Raw genomic sequence first — 18,481 nt, forward strand, 5'->3', positions numbered from 1 at the left:
GGCGGGCAGAGCGATCTGCGCGCCGATGGCCGCTTCGGCGCCGGCGCAGTCTTCGCCAATGGCGCCATGCTCGGCCTGGAAGTCAGCCTCGCCGGCATCGGTGACGGAGACTTCGAGGCCAATTCGGCGCGGATCAATCTCAGACTCCCGCTGTCGCTGGGCCGCTAGCGGGGGCACACGGGCCGGGGTGTCGGGAAATCGGAACCATGCACACCTGCGCCATTGGCATGACACAGGGTGCACACAAGAGGGACATAGCGCCCCCCTTGTGACCCCGCTCGTGCTCAGCCGCCGTGTGTTTTGCGGCGGCGGCTGAAGACGATCATGCCGATGCCTCCCACCAGGACCAGGGCGATACCGGCCAGCCAGGGCCAGTAGAAGCTGAGCTGGCGGCGGATCGCGTTGCGGAAAATCTGCCGGTGCACGCTGTAGCCCTCTGGCATGGGCAGGACGCCGGCGGTCTCGGCCCAGTCATTATACGATGCGATCATGCGGGCGAGGATAAGAGGCTCGCTATCCCCCAGATCGACGGTCTCGCCGGGGTCGGCCTCGATATCGAACAATTGCCACGCACCACTGCCCCAGGGCGCCAGATTGCGCACGAGCTTCCAGCGCCCCTGCACGAAGGCGGCATTGCCGGAGACCTCGAACCCGATACTCCTTTCGGCGAAACCCGTGTCTGGCGCTCCGGCCAGCAGGCCGGCCAGCGAGCGTCCGGCAAAGCGGGCCGGGTCGGTGTCGAGCCCGGCAGCGTCGGCGAGGGTGGGGGCGATATCGGCGACACTGGTCGCGGCACCGACCCGCCCGCCCTGCGCAATGCCCGGTCCGGCTATCACCAGCGGCACGCGCAGCCCGCCTTCCGAGGCGTAGAATTTGAACAGGTTGAACGGCGATGCTGCGGCGAAGGCCCATTCCGGCCCGATGAAGGCGGTCGTGCCCGGCTCGCCCAGCGTCTCGACATCCCAGCTGATGCCGTTGCGGAACATCCAGAAGCGGAAGCCCGGCTCGCCGACCGGATGGCTGGGTTCGGGACCGTTGTCGGACGTGATGACGATCAGCGTATTGTCCAGCGCGCCGGTCGCGTCGAGATGATCGATCAGCCGGCCCAGATGCGCGTCCATCGCCTCCAGCATGCCGGCATTCACGGCCATGGAGCGGGTATAGAGGGTGCGTTGCTCGTCGGTGAGACTGTCCCAGGGGCGCAGCCTGCCGGGTGTTTCCGCCAGCACCGTGTCCGGCGCGACGAGGCCGAGATCGATGGCGCGTTGCAGCCGGTCTTCGCGCAGCGCATCCCAGCCGCCGGCATAGGTGTCGACATAGGCGTCGGTATAGGCCGGGTCGACCTGCAGCGGGATGTGGATCGCCTGGAAGGCGACATAGGCAAAGAAGGGCCGGCCGTCCCGCTCCGGCGTATCGAGATAGTCGATCATGCGGTCGACGATGAAGCGCGAGGAGTAGAAGTCCTCCGGCAGCGTTGCCGGTTGCCCGTCCTCGAACCAGGGCGCGCCGCGATAGTACGGCATGTAGGATTTCTGTTCCCAGTTATCGGCCCCGGAGGCGTCGAGTGCAAAGGAGCGCTCGAACCCCTGGGCGTCCGGCGTCTCGCCCGCGCCATGGCCCAGATGCCATTTGCCGGTCATCGCCGTGAAATAGCCGGCCTCCTGCAGGCTTTCCGCAATGGTGGCGACCGACGGGTCGAGCGACAGGCGATAGCCCGGCGCGCCGCGATGTTCCGGCGGGATCACTTCGGGAATGGTGCCGACGCCGGCCCGGTGTGCGTCCAGACCGGTCAGCAGCATGGCACGCGAGGGGGCGCAAAGCGGTGTCGAACGGTGGGCGGTGAACAGCATGCCGCGCCGGGCGAGGGCGTCGATGGCCGGAGTGCGGGCCTCCCCGCCATAGGCGCCGAAATCCATGAAGGCCGCATCGTCCACCACCACGACCAGTATGTTCGGCCGCGTGTCCGCTTCCTGGGCGGGGGCCGTGCCGGGGCTTGCGGCAAGAAGGCCCAGAACGGCCAGGACGGTGGTGAGGATGTGGCGGGTCATGATCAGTCGCTCTCCCAGACCTCGACATTGCCTTTCCGGGCAATGCGGCGGTCGATCTTCGCGTCGAACAGGGGTGTCAGCCCGGCGGCCTCGAACCAGCCGGCAGCGCGCTGGCGCGGCCCGTCATCGAGGGCGGCCAGCGCGTCCCGCAGTCTTTGCAGCAGGTAGACGCGGTAGGGCGAGACGCCGGAGGTGAAGTCGATACCGTAACAGCGTGCTGTCGTGGTGCCGACGGCCCGCTTGTGCGGCTTGTCGAGCAGGCGCGAACCGGCGCCGCCGGTCTGCTCGGATGCCCAGCGATTGAAGGCGTCGACCTGATCGGTGATCTCCGGCAGGAGCTCGCCGGCCAGAACCTGCCCGATCGCCAGCAGCGTGTCCGGCACCGCATCGTCCGGCAGGAAGCCGTGATGCGGATAGCTGGGATATTCCAGGATATCCAGATTGGGCGCACCAACGCGCTCGGTCCATCGGAACACGCGGGGTGCGCGCTGCTTCATCTCGAAGGCGGGCACCGGATCGCGTCCGAGATGGGCAAAGAGCGGACCGTAAAGCCCGTAATCGCCCAGGCTCGGCCAGGCGCCGAACAGGCAGGGATGGTGCGCCAGATGGGCCTGGAAGGCGTCGAGCAGCCGGTGATAACTGGCCTCGATGTGCTCAATGCTGTCGGGATTGACGCCGAGAATGCCGAGATAGCCCGACAGCTTGCCCATCATGGGGCGGGCGAGGGCGTCGGCCTCGTCGGCGGGGCTCTCCGGTGCGATGCCGTGAATGAAACCGGCGGCGATGAACGGGTCCTGCCGGTCCAGATAGCTCCAGCGGTAATGCATCGCCATGCGGATCAGGCCTTCGCTGCCCGCCAGGTTGAAAAAGTGCGACAGCACGCGCTGCACCGGTCCGGGTGGATGACAGCTCAGGCGCGGCGTCGCGTGGGTTTCCAGCCAGCCGATAATGTCGTCGGAATCCTGGACGATCGTGCCGTCAGGCGTTTCCAGTACCGGCAGGACGAAACGCCCGATCGCCGGGAAGATGCGCTCGCCATAGCCCGGATGCGCGCTGGAATACTCCTCGAAGGCAATGCCCTGCTTGCGCAGATATGCGCGGGCCTTGCCGGAAAAGTAGGAGGCCGGCACGCCGTAAAGTGTAAGGGGGGCGCTCATCGCACCCCGCCTTCATCCTCGACCGGTGGAATGCGGTCCAGCGTGTCGAGGATGGCGCAGGCCGACATCTCCATCACGCGGGCGGCCCCGGCCCGGGTGAGATCCAGATCGAAGCGAAGGCGGCGCCAATAGCCGAAGCCGGTGACGGAGGTGAGGGCATCGAAGAGCTCGGTCGACAGCGCGCCGTCCGGATTGATGGCGATCTCCAGGCGCTCGCGCTCCTTGGCGATCAGGAAGTGGTAGTCGTCCTCGAAGGTCTCGTAGCGGCCGCGATAATCCTCGGCGGCCAGGCGATAGGGCTCCATCTCGCCGAACATCGACACCCGGTTGGCCACGAGGCGTTTCAGGCGCTCCATCCGGTCGGCCGTGTTGAGATCCAGCACGGCGCGCGGCAGGAATTCGGCGCGCACGGCCGCGGAGAGTTCCTGATAGAGCGCTTCCATGTCCTCGAAACAGCGGAAGACGGTGCGCACGCTGACCCCGGCGCGTTCGGCGACGGACTGGGCGCCGGGTTCGTTCACCCCTTCACGGACGAATTCCAGGAAGGCGCGCGTGATCTTTTCGCGGCTGGCATTGCGCCGGGCATGACGTCCGTCGGTGGGAGCGGGACGGGTCATGCGGCCGCCCCGGCCGGGCGCAGCCACAGACGGGCGGGCATCATCAGGGCGAAGAGGAAGAGACCCGGCACGAGGGCGGAGGCGTGCGCCATGGCGCCGTCATCCAGCACCAGTCCGAGAAGGCGTCCCACGATCACGAGACCGGCCCAGGCGAGCGGAATGTCCAGACGCCGGCCATCGCCCGCCAGCGCGGCGCGCAGGGCAAGAAGCCCGATCAGTCCGAGCGAGGCGGCGACATCGCCGCGCATGAAGTTGAGGCCCAGCGCCTCGGGGCTTTCCAGCCCGACATGGGGCATCAGCCGCATCGGCACCAGCAGGGCCAGAAGGCCCAGAAAGACAAGACCGGCGCCGGCCAGGCCGGTCGTCGCACGAAGAATGGGTTGCAGCATGCCAGGCATCTCCCGCTCGAACGCAAACAATTGACACGCACAATGCCACAATCTAGCGTCACGTCAAATCGCCTGCTGGAGCAGGACGAAATTCCGGGGAGGACCGCGATGATCGATCTCTACACAGCGCCGACGCCGAACGGCTGGAAAGTGTCGGTCATGCTCGAGGAGACGGGGCTGCCCTATGAGGTGCACCCGGTCGATCTGATGAAGGGCCAGCAGAAGACCCCGGAATTCCTCGCCCTCAATCCGAACGGCCGCATCCCGGTCATCGTCGATCGCGAGGCCGATCTGACGATCTTCGAATCCGGCGCCATCCTGATCTATCTGGCCGAAAAATCCGGCCGCTTCATGCCGTCGGACACGAAACAGCGCATGGCCGTGCTGCAATGGCTGATGTTCCAGATGGGCGGGCTGGGCCCGATGATGGGCCAGGCGAATGTCTTCTACCGCTACATGCCGGAGAAGATCGAAGCGGCCATCCAGCGCTACCAGGCCGAGACGGCGCGCCTGTTCGGTGTGCTCGACGGCCAGCTGGCGCAGAACGAGTATCTGGCCGGGGATTACTCCATCGCCGATATCGCCAACTGGTGCTGGGCGCGCACGGCCTTCTGGTCAGGCGTCGACCGCGAGCCCTTCCCCCATCTCAATCGCTGGATCGCCCAGATCGAGGACCGGCCCGCCGCGCAGGCAGGGATCAAGGTGCCGGTCGATATCTCCGAACTGCTGGGCGGCAGCGAGGCGAAGAACAAGGCCGAGACCTTCGTGCGCGGTGCACGCACCATCGTGACAACGGGCAAGGACGACTGAGATGCGCTGGCTTTTGATCCTTGGCGGTATCGTCGTTCTTCTGGCTGGCGCGCTGGCGCTGGCCTGGCCTCACCGGATTGCGCTGCCGGGCATGCTCGACCGCTGGCGCGATCCGATCGGCGAGACGCAACAGGTCGTCTGGGACCAGGGGCCGCAGACGGCCGATACCGCCCCGGGCGAGCGGTCGCCGAATGTCATCGTCATCCTGGTCGACGATCTGGGCATCAATGACATCACCACATTCGGCGGCGGGCTGGCCGCCGGCGATGTGCCGACGCCGAATATCGACGCCATCGCCGCCAATGGTGCGGTCTTCGTCAACGGCTATGCCGGCAATGCCACCTGCGCCCCCTCGCGCGCGGCGATCATGACCGGCCGCTATGCCACGCGGTTCGGCTTCGAATTCACACCGGCGCCGGTTGCCTTCCACCGCCTGATCGGCTCGTTCGACTATGGCCCGCGCGAGGCGATCTTCCATGAGGACCGGGTTGCCGAAGCGATCCCGACCGACCAGCAGGGCCTGCCGCCGGAAGAGATCACCATGGCGGAAATCCTGCGCGACAGCGGCTACCGCACCCTGTTCATCGGCAAATGGCATCTGGGTGCCGCAGAACCCTTCCAGCCGCAAAACCAGGGCTTCGACGAATGGGTCGGCTTCTATCCCGGCGCCGCGCTCTTCCTGCCGCCGGACCATCCTGACGCGGTCAATCTGCGCCAGGATTTCGATCCGATCGATCCCTTCCTCTGGGCCAATCTGAATTACGCCGTGCGCTGGAACGGTTCGCAGCGCTTTGCGCCGGACGGCTACATGACCGACTATTTCGCCGATCAGACGGTCAATGCCATCCAGGCCAACCGCAACCGGCCCTTCTTTCTCTATCTTGCCCTCAACGCCCCGCACACGCCGCTGCAGGCGCTGCGTTCGGACGTCGAGGCGCTGGCGCATGTCGAGGATGAGCGGCTGCGCATCTATGCCGCCATGATCCGGGCGATCGACCGGGCCGTGGGCCGGGTGCGCGAGACCCTGGCGGAGGAGGGGCTGGCGGAGAATACGATCATCGTCTTCTCCTCCGATAATGGCGCACCGGGCTATATCGGCTTTCCCGATCTCAACGCGCCTTATCGTGGCTGGAAGGCGACCTTCTTCGAGGGTGGTATCCGTGTGCCCATGCTGGTGGAATGGCCGGCGCGGGTGACGCCGGGCACCGTCATCGAGGCGCCCGCCGCCCATGTCGATCTCTTCACCACGGCGGCGCGCGCCGCCGGGGCCGACCTGCCGGGCGACCGGACGATTGACGGTATCGACCTGATCGATGTCGCTACGGGCGGTCCGGCACCCGATCGCGCCCTGTTCTGGCGGTCCGGCCATTATCGCGTGCTCATGCACGAGGGCTGGAAGCTGCAGGTCTCCGAACATCCGCAACGCACCTGGCTGTTCAACCTGGCCGAGGACCCGACCGAGCAGACCGATCTGGCCGACGCCGAGCCGGCGCGCCTGGCTGCGATGATGGCCCGGCTGGAAGCACTCGACGCCGAACAGGCCGAACCGATCTGGCCCAGCCTCGTCGAGCCGCCCGTCTTCATCGACCGGCACCTGCTGGAGCCGCGCACGGCGGACGACGAATATGTCCACTGGCCCAATTGAGGACCGGCATGCGTAACTGGCTCAAACGTCTCGTCTATCGCCGGATCACCAGCCTGAAGCGGCGCGATGCGGCCCGCCTGTCGGCCCGGCGCCAACGGCAGGCCCGGGGCGCGCGCCGGCAATTCCTCTACTTCCACCGCTTCGGCGATCCGGCCAGCGTGCTGATGCCGGGCCTGGTGCGCGCGCTCGCCGAGCGCTTCGAGGCCGACATTGTCTGCCATCTCGTCGGCCTGCCCGAAGCCGCCGTGGCGCCGGAGCCGGACCAGCTCGACGCCTTCGCCCTCGCCGACAGCGTCCGGCTGGCGCAGCGTCTGGGCCTGGATGTGCCAAGCCTGGCAACTCCGCCAACGGCCGAGCGGATCGCGGCGGCCGAAGCGGCGGCGGCTGAAAGTCTGGGTGCTCCCGATGCGCTGGAGCGGATTGCTGCCATCGATACGGCCCTGTGGAGCGGCAGGGATCTGCCGCCGGGCGGGGGCCGGGCCGCGGCGGCCCGTCAGGCCGGCGAGGCGCTGCGCGACCGGCTTGGGCATTTCCAGTCGGCGACGCTGTGGTATGAGGGCGAATGGTACTGGGCGGCCGACCGGCTGCACCATCTCGAGGCGCGGCTGATCGGCGAGACAGGTGATGCGGGCCTCACCCCGCAAATCCCGGTACTGCATGAAAGTGGCCGCACGGGCGATTGCGGTGGTGCGCGGCTGACCTTCTTTCCCTCCCTGCGCAGCCCCTACACCTATCTTGCGGCCGAGCGCGTGTTCGCGCTGGCGCGGCGCTGGAATGTCGAGGTCGATATCCACTTCGTCCTGCCCATGGTGATGCGCAGCCTGCCGGTGCCGCGCCGCAAGGGCGTCTATTTCCTCAAGGATTGCGCCCGCGAGGCTCAGCGGCTCGGCCTGCCCTTCGGCGATATCTCCGATCCGCTGGGACGGCCGACCGAGCGCGGCCTGGCCGTGCTGCATCGCGCGATCGGGCAGGGCAAGGGCGAGGCCTTCCTGCTGAGCTTCCTGCGCGGGGCCTGGTCGGAAGGGCTCGATGGCGGCAGCGATCGCGGCCTGCGGATCATGGCCGAACGCGCGGGGCTGGACCGCACCGATGTCGATGCCGCCCTGGCGGACGAGAGCTGGCGGGCGGTCGCCGAGCGTCACCGTACCGAACTGGCCGGTCTCGGCCTGTGGGGCGTGCCCAGCTACCGGGTCGGCGATTGCGCCGTCTGGGGCCAGGACCGGCTCTGGGTGGTCGAGGACGCGCTTCAACACATGGCGGAGCACAGCACATGAAACGTCTGATCCTTGTCGCGGCGGTGGTTCTGGGTGTGCTGGCGCTGCTGGCCGTGTCGGCGAAGGCCTTTCTGCCCGGCCTGGGCGAGCGCGCCTTTGCCCGGCAGGTCTCCGAACGCGTGGGCCGCGACCGGCTGGGCGAATTGCCCGACGGGCTGCATGTGATGTTCTGCGGCACCGGCTCGCCGCTGCCCGATCCGACGCGGGCGCAGGCCTGTGTCGCGGTGATCGCGGGCGAGCGGGTCTTCGTGGTCGACAGCGGCTCGGGATCGGTGGCGAACCTGCTCCTGTCCGGCCTGCCGGCCGGCGCGATCGAGGCGGCCTTCCTCACCCATTTCCACTCCGACCATCTCAGCGATCTGGGCGATCTGGGCCTGCAGCGCTGGATCGGCCGCGCCGCCGAAGCGCCGCTGCCGGTGCACGGTCCGCCGGGAGTCGAGGCCGTGGTCGACGGGTTCAACGCCGCCTATGCGCTCGACAGCACCTATCGCACCGGCCATCACGGCGCCGCCATCGCCCCGCCTGCCGGACGCGGTCTGGTGGCCCGGGTTTTCGAACCCGGCGACGGCTCGGTACCCGTCACGGTTTATGAAGAGGCCGGTCTGGTCGTGCGCGCCGTGCGGGTCGATCATGCACCGGCCGATCCGGCCGTGGCCTACCGGTTCGATTATGCCGGCCGCTCGCTGGTGATCAGCGGCGATCTGCATGCCGGGCGCTCGCCGGGCTTTGCGGTCCTGGCCGAAGGCGCCGACGTGCTGATCGTCGAGGCGCTGGAGCCGCGCATGGTGGCACCGATCACCCGGGCCGCATCGGATCGCGGGCTGGATAATCTGGCGACGATCACGGTGGATATTCTCGATTATCACACCACGCCGGCCGGCGCCGCCGAGGCCGCGACTGCCAGCGGCACGCGCGCCCTCGTGCTGACCCATGTCGTGCCGCCGGTGCCGTCGCGGCTGATGGAGCCGGCCTTCCTGCGCGAGGCGCGGGCGCGGTTCGACGGGCCGGTGCGCCTGGCCCGCGATGGCGATGTGATCCAGCTGCCTGCCGGGTCGGATGCGGTGGAGTTTGCGCATTGGCTATGATCTCCCGCCTGCCGCCAGTCCTGGGCTTGGCTTGTGTGCTGGCCTTTGTGCTGGGGGGATGCGGCGGGGGTGGCGGCGCCTCCGCGCCCGCGCCGCACGCCGAGGCCTGCCGTCCGGTCACGCCGGGCGAACGCGTCGCCATTCCGGCCGGCGAGTATCTGATCGGCGGCCCGGTGCGCAATCCGGAAGAACGGCCCGAACGGACGGTCACCACGCCGGGCTTCGGTATCGATGCGCACGAGGTCACCAATGCCCAGTTCGCGGCCTTCGTGGAGGCGACGGGCTATATCACCGTCGCCGAGCGCCAGCCCGATCCGGCCGACTATCCCGATATCGATCCGGCCCTGCTGGAGCCGGGTTCGGCCGTGTTCGGCGTCGATGCCGGGACGGGATACTGGTGGCGCTTCGTGCCGGGTGCGAGCTGGCGTCATCCGGAGGGGCCCGGCAGCGATATCGAGGGCCGCGCGGGCTATCCGGTCGTCCATGTCGCCTTTGCCGACGCCCGTGCCTATGCCGACTGGGCCGGCGCCGATCTGCCGGACGAGGACGAATGGGAGATCGCGGCGCGCGGGGGCGGTCACGGCACCGATTATGCCTGGGGCGAGGAGTTCCGGCCGGGTGGGGACTGGCGGGCAAACACCTGGCAGGGCGTCTTCCCGGTCATCGATCGCGGCGATGACGGGTTTGCCGGACTGTCGCCGGTCGCCTGCTATGAGGCCAATCCGTTCGGCGCTTTCGACATGATCGGCAATGTCTGGGAGTGGACCGCCAGCCCGTTCGACGCGAGCGGCGCGGCGGGCACGATCCGCGGCGGTTCCTATCTGTGCGCCTCGGACTTCTGCGCCCGCTTCCGCCCGGCTGCCCGTCAGCCCCAGGAATGGGATTTTTCGGCCAGCCACATCGGATTCCGCACGGTCGTGCGGGAACTGGACGACTAGACCAGGTTCTTGAGTGGTCGCGTGATCGAACCGGTGAACCGGTTCCCGCCTCACCTGATCGCGCTCGAGGTCCTGGCGGCCGCGCACAAGCGCTCGATCCGCCCGGGGCCGAGGCGAATGCGGTAGATGCCCAGATGGCCGTCGAACACGGCGGGATCGGTGCTCGTCCGGTTCGAGGTGTAGTAAAGCCATTCCCGGTCCGCGGTGACGAAGGGGCTGCCATCCACCCCCTCGAAATTGAACGGCCGGTCCAGATTGACGGCGGCCGACCAGATCCCGTCATTGCGGCAGCTGATGTAGAGATCGGAACTGCCCAGACCGTCGGACCCATTCATCCGCACGAAGATCATGAAACTCTCGTCCGGCGCGATATAGGCATCAGATTCCAGCAGACCGGTATTGATCGTTCCGGGCAGGCGCTCGGCGTCCTGCCAGGCGCCGTCGATCCAGCGCGCGACGAAGATGTCATAGCCGGTACCGGGCAGGTTGCGGGAAAAATAGAGGTTTCCGCTGTCGGTCAGCACCGGATAGTATTCGTCATGGCTGGTATTGATCTGCGCCGGCAGGGCAAGAGGCGCACTCCAGCCATTCGCCTCGCGGTGTGCCATGAAGATGTCGCCATCAGGGGTCCGAACGCCGCCGGCCGGCAGGTCGCGACTATAGAAGACCAGCCGCTCGCCATCGGGTGCGATCTGCACATCGCCGCCCGGCACGGTCTTGCCGTCCAGGAGCAGCGGTGACGCGTTGACGATCTGCCCGGCCAGCATTTCGGCCCGATACAGATGGCGCTCCGTTCGCTCGGGGTTCGCATGGGTGTAGAAGGCCTGCCGTCCATCGGGCGACAGGCTGAACCCATAGTCGACCGATGCCGGGTCGGTGAGGACCGGCTCGGGACGGGGGCGGCCGCTCTGGACCGCCGCCGCCAGTATGATGGACCCGATCAGCACGCCGATCATGGCGAACTCGGGTCGCATCATTGCAGCTCCAGTGGCGCCATGTTTGCGTCGAAGGCCTGGCGCGAAACACTGCCGTCCTCGTTGCGTTCGAAGCGCAGGAGGGCCGCGCCGCCCATTGCGGCGTGTGCGACCAGCTCGCCCTCCGGCGTCAGCGACCGGATGGCGGTGACACGGGTGCCGTCCTCCGACCAGGTCCACTGGAGGCGGATGGTTTCGTTCCAGTCCGGGCCGTAATTCCATATCTCGGCGCGATTGCCGTGTTCGTCATAGCGCACGCGGTTGAGCACCGTGCCCCAGGAGAAGGTCTGGACATTGCCGTGCCGGTCAAAGCCGCGCATGCCGATCTTGTTGCCGTTTGCGTCGTAGAGATGCTCGCCCAGATGCACGCCGGGGGTGTTGCCCTCGACCGCATTGCCGGCATGATCATAGACCTGCCAGCGGATGAAATTACCGGCGAGGTCATAGGTGATGCGGTCGATACCGGCACCGGTGGGATTGTTGGTCGGCTCGCCATTGCGGCCATAATTGCGCATGAAGGCGAGACGCCCGTCGCGATCGTATTCCAGCTTGATCTCGTAGAATTCCAGCTCGGGCCGCATCGCCACCATCTCGCCGGCCAGATCGTAGCGGTTCTCGAAAATGTGCCCGTCATCGGACGGCCGCCAGCTATAGCGGTGAACGCCCCAGGCGTTCTGGGAGGGCGCGCCGCTTTCGTCGAAGAATTCCAGCGCGGTGCGGGCGCCGGTCTCGTCGAGCGTATAGACCGCCCGGTAGACATCGCCATGGGCCGAGATCTGCTCGCCGCTGCGGCCGTAATAGGTGTGGATCTCGCGGCCGTCCTCATAGGCAATCCGCACTTCCGGTGCGAACCAGATGAAGGTGTCGAAGACGCCGTTATCGCCGATCGGCGTGTCGCCGATCTGGTAGGCGATCCGCGTCACCCGTCCCTGAGCGTCGTAGGAGAAGTCGTAATGCGCGACGGCCTCGGCCTCTTCGGGCTCGATCGGATGGATGCCGCGATAGGGGGCGTAGGGCGACTCGCGGAACATCAGATGCCGGTAGTCGGCATTGTCCTGGGCGAGGGCGGGAGCCGAGGCGGAAAGCGCCAGAATTGCAGAGGCCAGCAGGCGGGTCTTGAACATGATGTGTCTCGTGGGGGTCAGGGAAGACGGAGACGACACCTTTGCCGTGTGGCCGGGGTGCCCGGATAAGCTGGATTGAATTTAACGACATGCGCGGCAACGGGCTGATAATCTCGGTGGGTGTTATCGGCTGCCGGCATGGCGCTCCTAGAGAGGGGCAGGCTGGCCGCCATCTTCAGCGCGCCTGTCCGGTGCTGCTGCCAACCGGGTGCCCATGTATCTGTCGACGCTCGATATCACCCAGCTGATCGCCGCCTATCATTGCGCGATCCTGGCCTGTCTTCTCCTCTCGCGGCCGCGCCTGCGCGGGCTGACCCTGTTGTGCGCCACCTTTTCCGTCCACATGGCCTTCAATCTGGGCGTCGGCCTGGGCGTGATCGGGCCGGCCTTCGACATCACCAGTGCGTTCGGTCTGGTCTACGGCCCGGCTTTCTACCTGTTCGTCCGGGGCGTGGCGGCAGAGGCTTTCCGCTGGCAACCGGTCACGGCCCTTCACGCGCTGCCCGCGCTCGTCATCGCGATCTGGCAGCCCGAACCGCCCATCCCCTACCTGTTCGGCTTGCCCAGCCTGGTCATCTATATCGGCCTGGCGCTGCAGCAGCTCTACCGGCACGGGCGGCAAAGGGCAGAATGGCGCTCGGACGATCTGGCCATTTCGCTGGACTGGGTCCATGCGGCGCTTGTTGCCTTCATCGCGCTGGCGCTGCTGGATATCGGCCGTGAAGTGATCGGCTTCACCTCGCAGGCCATCCCGGACGATCTGGCCCTGGCGGTGATCATTGTCGCGGTGGTCGCGCTCCTGACCCTGATGACGCGGGCTGCGCGGTCGCATGACGACAAGCGGGGCGCGCTGCCCGACATCGCCCTGACGGCGCCGCGCCCGCCGGCCGACGAGGATGAGACCCGCTATGCCGAGGCGTTTGCGCGGATCGGCCAGCTGATCGAACGCGAGGCTGCCTGGCAGGAGCCGCGCCTGTCGCTGACCGATCTGGCGACCCGGCTCCGGCTGAGCCCGCGCGACGTCTCGCGGGCCATCAACCTGCACGGCCGGGCCAGTTTCGCCCGCTTCATCAACGGCTACCGGGTCCGCGCCATCGATGTGCTGATGGCGGACCCGGACAATGCCGGCCGGACCATCATGGAGCTCGCCTACGAGGCCGGCTTCAATTCGAAGTCCACCTTCAACCGGATCTATCGCGAGGTGACCGGAAAAACCCCGACCGAGGCCTTTGAGGACGCGCGGGCCGGGCGGAGCGGTACGCGGGCCCTGCAACCCTGAGCGCGTTCCAGGCGAGCATCGACTCCGGCACGGGGCGCAGCGGCAGGCGCGGGCCGGGCGGAGCGGGAACAACGAAAAAAGAGCCACGGAGCAACTAATCGGTCCCGAAACAGGTTTCGGGACGACCGGGATCGCGCAATGGGACGACAGGAGGGGCAGGCCGGCCCGAAAACCGCCGGCGTGTTCAAACGCGATCCACGCGAAAGGAAAATCCATGCGTCCTCAAAACCTCCTCAGCCTTGCCGCCCTGTCCCTGGCCTTCTTCAACGCGGGCTGCGCCACGGCCTATGCCGAAGGCACCGCGCTGCCCGCCGATGTCAGCTTTGGCGCCGGCCTCGAGGCGATGTCGCCGGCCTTCGACCGGCTGTGCGACGACTATGATGTCCGCACGCTCGATCCGGCCGACCTGCCGGTCGCCGAAACCAGCCATGTCCAGGTCGATTGCCGCGGCTTCGATCACGCCGGCGCCGGGCGTCTGGCCGAATTCGTCTTTGCCGATGACAGCCTGGTCTTCATCTGGGTGCTGACCGATGCGGCCGAAGAAGCCACGCACCTGGCCGCCCTGCGTGCCGCACACGGCACGCCGACCCACGACACACCGGTCTTCGTGGCCTTTGCCGACGACAATGTCGCCCTGCGCCGCGACGAGCCGGAATTCCTCTACTACGGCGATGCCGTGGCGCCGATGTACCGCGCCTGGTTCGACCAGATGGCCTCGCAATAGACCGCGAGGACATAAGCGGCGGGCCGGCCACGGTATCCCCACTCTCGGGCCGGCCCGCCGCACCGCATTCAAGATGCCACTGAAGAAGGAAAAAGCATGATCGTCATACCCGGCCTTGCCGCCGCCGCTGCAATGCTTGCCAGTCCGGCAGAGCCGGATGTGTCGCGCCACCAGTTCTGCGCGTCGATGACTTTCCGGGAGACACCGTTTTCCGACATGCGATGCGCCCGTGAGCTGGCGCCGGACGCGCTGGGCGACCGGAAATATTTCCGGCTGTCCTACGACGCTGCCGGCCGCCTGGTCGAGGTCAGCTTCCGGCAGAACGGCGCGCTGAGGGCCCATGAGGGCCGTTTCGTCCGGGCGCCGATGATCCGCATCGCCTACGAACCGGGACTGGAAATCCGCCGGTACTATGACGAACATGGCAACCGGACCCTCGTGTCGGGCAATGTCTACGAAACACGCTTCACGCTGTCGGACGAGAATGAGCGGCTGACGGCGCGCTTTTTCGGCATCGAGGGCGAGGCCGTCGAGGACCATTTCGGCATTGCGCGCTACGCCTGGTCGGTCGACCCGCACGCCGTGGTGACCGAGCACCGCTACGACATCGCCGGCAATATCACCCGCAACCGGCCCGGCTTCGGCTATTTCGTCACGCGCTTCCATTTCGATGCCGACGGCCTGTTGCGCCGGATGGAAAACTGGGGCGAGGACGGTGTCGCGCCGGTACCGGACGATGCCGGCATTGTGGCGACGGAAATCCGCTATAATGACCACGCCCAGTTCACGCGCTGGCGCAATCTGGGCGAGGACGGCCAGGCTCGGCGCGGCATGAGCGCGATCGCCGAGATCCGCTACGATCCCGGGCCCTACTACAGTGAGCAGCGGGCCGATTTCATCGATGCCGACGGGTCGCCGCAGGCAACCCGCTGGGGCGCTCATACGGTCGCCTATTCATTCGACCGGTTCGGCAATCCGGTCGAGCGGCGCTTTCTCGATGCGGATGGCGCACGCGTCACCGTCAACAATGGTACGGCCCAGGTCCGCTCGCGCTGGACGGACGATGGGGCGGTGCTGCTGGAAGACGCGTATTTCGATGCGGATGGTAACGCCGTGGCCCGTTCGGATACCGGCATCCACGCCTATCGCAGCCGCATTGATGATGCCGGGCGGATTGTCGAGACCGTGTCCGTGAACCTGGTGGGCGAACCGGTAACCGATCCGGCGACGGGTTATGCGCGGCGGCATATCCGGTTCGACCATGCGGGCCGGCAGACCGGAGAGCGCTTCAGCGACGCCGCCGGCCAGTCCGTCGATCATGCGGTCTGGGGCTTTGCCGAGGTCCGCTACAGCCATGACGGCCGGGAACTGACCGGCGTGATTTATCGCAATGCAGCGGGCGAAGCGGTCCAGCCGGTGTGGAACCCGGCGCATTGATATTGATCCAGTAAAAAGCCCCCGCCGCGGAGGGTGCGGCGGGGGCTTTCCGTGGCCGTTGTGACGGCCGTGGGGGGTCAGTAGACGCCGTCGGCGCTGTCGCCGGCATCGCCGGTTTCGTCTTCGGGCAGGATCTGCACACGCAGGGCATTGCCCTGGGCAAAGACCTGACGGGCGAGTTCCTGCACGTCTTCCAGGGTTACCGCCTCATAGCCGGAGGCCCGTGTGCGGTGATCGCCGAGGCCCCAGCCGCCGGACTGGGCGTCGGACAGGACATAATCCCAATAGCCATTGCTCTGGGTGGAGGATTCCAGATCGCCCGTGATCGGCCGGAGCGCCCGCTGGAACTCATCCTCGCCGATACTGGCCGCGCGAAGCTCCGAAGCCACCATGTCGACCTGTTCGAGCACGCCGGGAACGCCTTCCGGCTCCAGCTCGAGGTGGACAAAGATGTAGCCATAGCCCGGGAATTCCGGATCGGAATACATGCCGACGCCCGGTGAATAGGCCGCACCGGTGCGCTCGCGGATCTCGTCGACCATGCGGTTGCGGACCAGGCCGCGCAGGACACGCATCTCGCGTGTCGTCTGGGCGTCCGTTCCGTCCGGCGTGGGCCAGTAGACCCGCAGCAGCGCCTGGTCGGCTTCACCGGTATGGGTGAAGGTGACCGGGGTTTCATTGCCGTCCGGGAAGACCAGTGCCGTCTGCTCGGGATAGCTGCCGCGCGTCTCGGGGCGGGCATTGACCGCACCGAAAGTGCGCGCGACTTCGGCGATCACGGCATCGGGGTCGACATCGCCGATCACGGTCAGCTCGATCGCACCCTGGGTCAGCTGTTCCTCCAGCCAGGCCGCCGCTTCGGCGTGGTCGGCGTCGAGGAAATTGTCCAGATCGTCGAAGCCGAAGCGCCGGTCGCCGGAGCGGATGAGGCGCGGAATTTCGCGGTTTGCGACGCCCATGGGCGTGGAGTCGTGGGTGGGATACCAGGTGCTCAGCCGGTCCTTGTAGCGCTCGCCGGCGTCTTCACGCATGCCCGGCGCCGTGGTGTAGGCGGTGAGCAGGTTGAGCAGGTCGGGCATGCGGTCGACCGGGGCCGTGCCGGACAGGCGGATGCTCGAACTGTCTTCGGCAAAGAAGAGGCGCGATCCGATGCCGGAGCCGGCCAGGATGCGGTCGATTTCGAGACTGGTATGGGCCTCCAGGCCGCCGCTGTTGAGCAGGTTCAGCGCCAGCCGGCGCAGGCCCTCGTCACGGCGCGGCAGGGAGAGGGCGCCGTCGCCCACACGCGCCACCACCTGCACCTCGCCCTCGGTATAGTCGGTGCGCTTGATGTTGAGATGCACATTATTGGCAAAGCGCACGAGGCGGGCATCCTCCTCGTCCAGCGTGACATCGGACACGACCGTGCCCGGATCGCCGAAATCGGTATAGGCAAACTCCAGATCGCCATCGTCCTCGGGCGCCTCCACGGCGACCGACCGGCTCTCTGCCAGGATGTTCGCGACCTGTGTTTCCAGATCTTCCACTTCCTGCGTCGTGGAGAGGAAGACCAGCGGATTCTCGTAACCGGTCCAGTTGGCCCGGAATGCGGCGGTCACCTCTTCGGCGGTGACATCCTGCGAGGCCGTTTCGAACCAGGCGAGCTGGTCGGCCGGGTGCATCATCACCCGGTCATTGTCATAGGCCTGGATGATCTCGCGCGTCAGGCCGCCGAAGCGCGAATGGGTCTCGGCGGAGTCGGCAGCATCGGCTTCGCTCTCATAGTGGGCGCGCAGTTCGACGAGTTCGCGCGCGAGCTCCGCCTCGCTGAAACCGTGCTGCAGGGCACGGCGCAGCTCCTGCTCGGCGAGGGCGAGATTGGCCTGCCAGTTTTCCTGGTGCCCGCCGATCTCGATCGTCGCGGTCTCGACTGAACCCTGCAGCTTGCCGGAACGCACGAAGCCGCGCTGGACGGTGGCATCCGGCTCGTGCGAGAGCACGCGGAAGCGCTGGGAGAGAATACGGTTGCCCAGCTGTTCGACCAGGGTCTGGCGACGCGTTGCGGCATTGTCCGGCTCGTCGACATAGGGGTGCTGGACCGCGATCGACACCGACGGCATCACGTCGGGATCGGCGAACTGGGCAACGGCGCCCGGCGTCATCGCCGACGGGGCCGCGGCGCGCACGATCGGTCCGGGTTCGCGCGGGCTTTCCCAGTCGCCGAACCATTGCTCGACATAGGCCTGCGCCCGCTCGACCGGCAGGTCGCCGACAATCACCACGAAGGCGCGCTGCGGGTGGTAGTGCGTGTGATAGAAGCCGCGGATCTGTTCCGAGGTCAGGCCTGAGACGGATTCATGCGTGCCGATCGGCATGCTTTCCACCAGCCCGCTGTCCGGCGTCAGGAAGGACCAGTTGGCCAGGATCTCGCGATATTGCAGCGTGTTGCGGCTGCGCATTTCCGACAGGATGATGCCGCGCTCGCGGTCGATCGCCTCGTCGGCCAGCGTAAGGTATTCGGCCGTCTCGCGCATCAGCATCATGGCGACGTCGAACGTGTCTTCGTCGGTATTGGGCAGGTTCAGCTTGTAGACCGTCTCGTCGAAGCTGGTATGGGCATTGGTGTCGCCGCCGAAGGACAGGCCGTGGCGCTCGAGGGTTCTCACCATCTCGCCTTCCTCGAAATTCTCCGAACCGTTGAAGGCCATGTGTTCGAGATAGTGGGCGATACCGCCCTCTCTCTCGGCTTCGGCCAGGGAACCGGCAGCGATGCGCAGGCGGATCGAGGCGGTGCCGGACGGGCTGTCATTCTGCATCACGGCAAAGCGCACGCCATTGTCCAGCTCGCCATAATGGATACGCGGATCGTGCGGCAGGTCGCTGCCGGTATGGGCGAAGCCCGGGCGTTCGGCGGATGCAGTCTGAGCGAGCGCAGGCGCGGTCAGCATCGTCGTCACCGCGAGCAGGGCGGCGAGGGATCGTGAAGGCGACATCGGGACTC

At 67.0% G+C, this 18,481-nt stretch carries 15 protein-coding genes; 8 read left to right on the plus strand and 7 right to left on the minus strand.

Translation table 11 applies throughout. The features are described from left to right. Positions 1–284 precede the first annotated feature (284 nt). Genes ABJO18_RS15280 through ABJO18_RS15295 form a run of 4 tightly spaced genes read right to left on the minus strand, consistent with a single transcriptional unit; the run spans position 285 to position 4,211 of the window. Complete coding sequence (locus tag ABJO18_RS15280; RefSeq protein ID WP_348507548.1) at positions 285–2,048, minus strand: arylsulfatase; 1,764 nt, start codon at positions 2,046–2,048, stop codon at positions 285–287. Between the two features lie 2 nt (positions 2,049–2,050). Beyond that, entirely contained in the window at positions 2,051–3,205 is a 1,155-nt protein-coding gene (locus tag ABJO18_RS15285) for a glutathione S-transferase family protein (RefSeq protein WP_348507549.1), read from the minus strand. Further along, the gene (locus ABJO18_RS15290; RefSeq protein WP_348507550.1) at positions 3,202–3,822 is read right to left on the minus strand and encodes a TetR/AcrR family transcriptional regulator; all 621 of its coding nucleotides are present in this window, start codon (positions 3,820–3,822) and stop codon (positions 3,202–3,204) included. The genes ABJO18_RS15285 and ABJO18_RS15290 overlap by 4 nt, the downstream gene beginning before the upstream one ends. Further along, positions 3,819–4,211: a hypothetical protein gene (locus ABJO18_RS15295; RefSeq protein WP_348507551.1), complete on the minus strand. Its 393-nt coding sequence runs from the start codon at positions 4,209–4,211 to the stop codon at positions 3,819–3,821. The genes ABJO18_RS15290 and ABJO18_RS15295 overlap by 4 nt, the downstream gene beginning before the upstream one ends. Before the next feature lie 108 nt (positions 4,212–4,319). On the opposite strand from ABJO18_RS15295, the gene ABJO18_RS15300 reads away from it, so the two are divergent. From ABJO18_RS15300 to ABJO18_RS15320, 5 genes are read left to right on the plus strand one after another with little or no spacing between them, the layout of a single operon-like run. Continuing rightward, on the plus strand, positions 4,320–5,021 hold the full coding sequence (locus ABJO18_RS15300) for a glutathione S-transferase N-terminal domain-containing protein (protein WP_348507552.1): 702 nt from the start codon (positions 4,320–4,322) through the stop codon (positions 5,019–5,021). A gap of 1 nt (position 5,022) precedes the next feature. Beyond that, positions 5,023–6,666 carry a sulfatase-like hydrolase/transferase gene (locus tag ABJO18_RS15305; protein ID WP_348507553.1) on the plus strand — a complete coding sequence of 548 codons (1,644 nt, stop codon included), beginning with the start codon at positions 5,023–5,025 and terminating at the stop codon, positions 6,664–6,666. Between the two features lie 8 nt (positions 6,667–6,674). After that, entirely contained in the window at positions 6,675–7,940 is a 1,266-nt protein-coding gene (locus ABJO18_RS15310) for a DsbA family protein (RefSeq protein WP_348507554.1), read from the plus strand. Next, positions 7,937–9,025, plus strand: a complete 1,089-nt coding sequence (locus ABJO18_RS15315; protein WP_348507555.1) for an MBL fold metallo-hydrolase — start codon at positions 7,937–7,939, stop codon at positions 9,023–9,025. Before ABJO18_RS15310 ends, ABJO18_RS15315 begins: the two co-directional genes overlap by 4 nt. Then, the gene (locus tag ABJO18_RS15320) at positions 9,022–9,963 is read left to right on the plus strand and encodes a formylglycine-generating enzyme family protein (RefSeq protein WP_348507577.1); all 942 of its coding nucleotides are present in this window, start codon (positions 9,022–9,024) and stop codon (positions 9,961–9,963) included. The genes ABJO18_RS15315 and ABJO18_RS15320 overlap by 4 nt, the downstream gene beginning before the upstream one ends. A gap of 50 nt (positions 9,964–10,013) precedes the next feature. Here the strand turns inward: ABJO18_RS15320 and ABJO18_RS15325 are convergent, their stop codons facing one another. Both ABJO18_RS15325 and ABJO18_RS15330 read right to left on the minus strand, forming a co-directional pair. Next, positions 10,014–10,940 (minus strand): hypothetical protein, encoded by a 927-nt coding sequence (locus ABJO18_RS15325; RefSeq protein ID WP_348507556.1) that lies wholly within the window; start codon positions 10,938–10,940, stop codon positions 10,014–10,016. Continuing rightward, positions 10,937–12,061, minus strand: coding sequence for a hypothetical protein (locus ABJO18_RS15330; protein WP_348507557.1), 1,125 nt, complete (start codon positions 12,059–12,061; stop codon positions 10,937–10,939). Before ABJO18_RS15330 ends, ABJO18_RS15325 begins: the two co-directional genes overlap by 4 nt. Before the next feature lie 214 nt (positions 12,062–12,275). On the opposite strand from ABJO18_RS15330, the gene ABJO18_RS15335 reads away from it, so the two are divergent. From ABJO18_RS15335 to ABJO18_RS15345, 3 genes are all read left to right on the plus strand, one after another. Further along, the gene (locus ABJO18_RS15335; RefSeq protein ID WP_348507558.1) at positions 12,276–13,340 is read left to right on the plus strand and encodes a helix-turn-helix domain-containing protein; all 1,065 of its coding nucleotides are present in this window, start codon (positions 12,276–12,278) and stop codon (positions 13,338–13,340) included. 214 nt (positions 13,341–13,554) lie between these two features. Continuing rightward, the gene (locus ABJO18_RS15340; RefSeq protein WP_348507559.1) at positions 13,555–14,064 is read left to right on the plus strand and encodes a hypothetical protein; all 510 of its coding nucleotides are present in this window, start codon (positions 13,555–13,557) and stop codon (positions 14,062–14,064) included. A 96-nt stretch (positions 14,065–14,160) separates the two neighbouring features. Next, positions 14,161–15,501, plus strand: coding sequence for a hypothetical protein (locus ABJO18_RS15345; RefSeq protein WP_348507560.1), 1,341 nt, complete (start codon positions 14,161–14,163; stop codon positions 15,499–15,501). A 77-nt stretch (positions 15,502–15,578) separates the two neighbouring features. Here ABJO18_RS15345 and ABJO18_RS15350 read toward each other — a convergent pair whose 3' ends face one another. Beyond that, positions 15,579–18,473 carry an insulinase family protein gene (locus tag ABJO18_RS15350; RefSeq protein WP_348507561.1) on the minus strand — a complete coding sequence of 965 codons (2,895 nt, stop codon included), beginning with the start codon at positions 18,471–18,473 and terminating at the stop codon, positions 15,579–15,581. Positions 18,474–18,481 lie beyond the last annotated feature (8 nt).

Source organism: Maricaulis sp., from assembly GCF_039978735.1.
Classification (GTDB): Bacteria; Pseudomonadota; Alphaproteobacteria; order Caulobacterales; family Maricaulaceae; genus Maricaulis.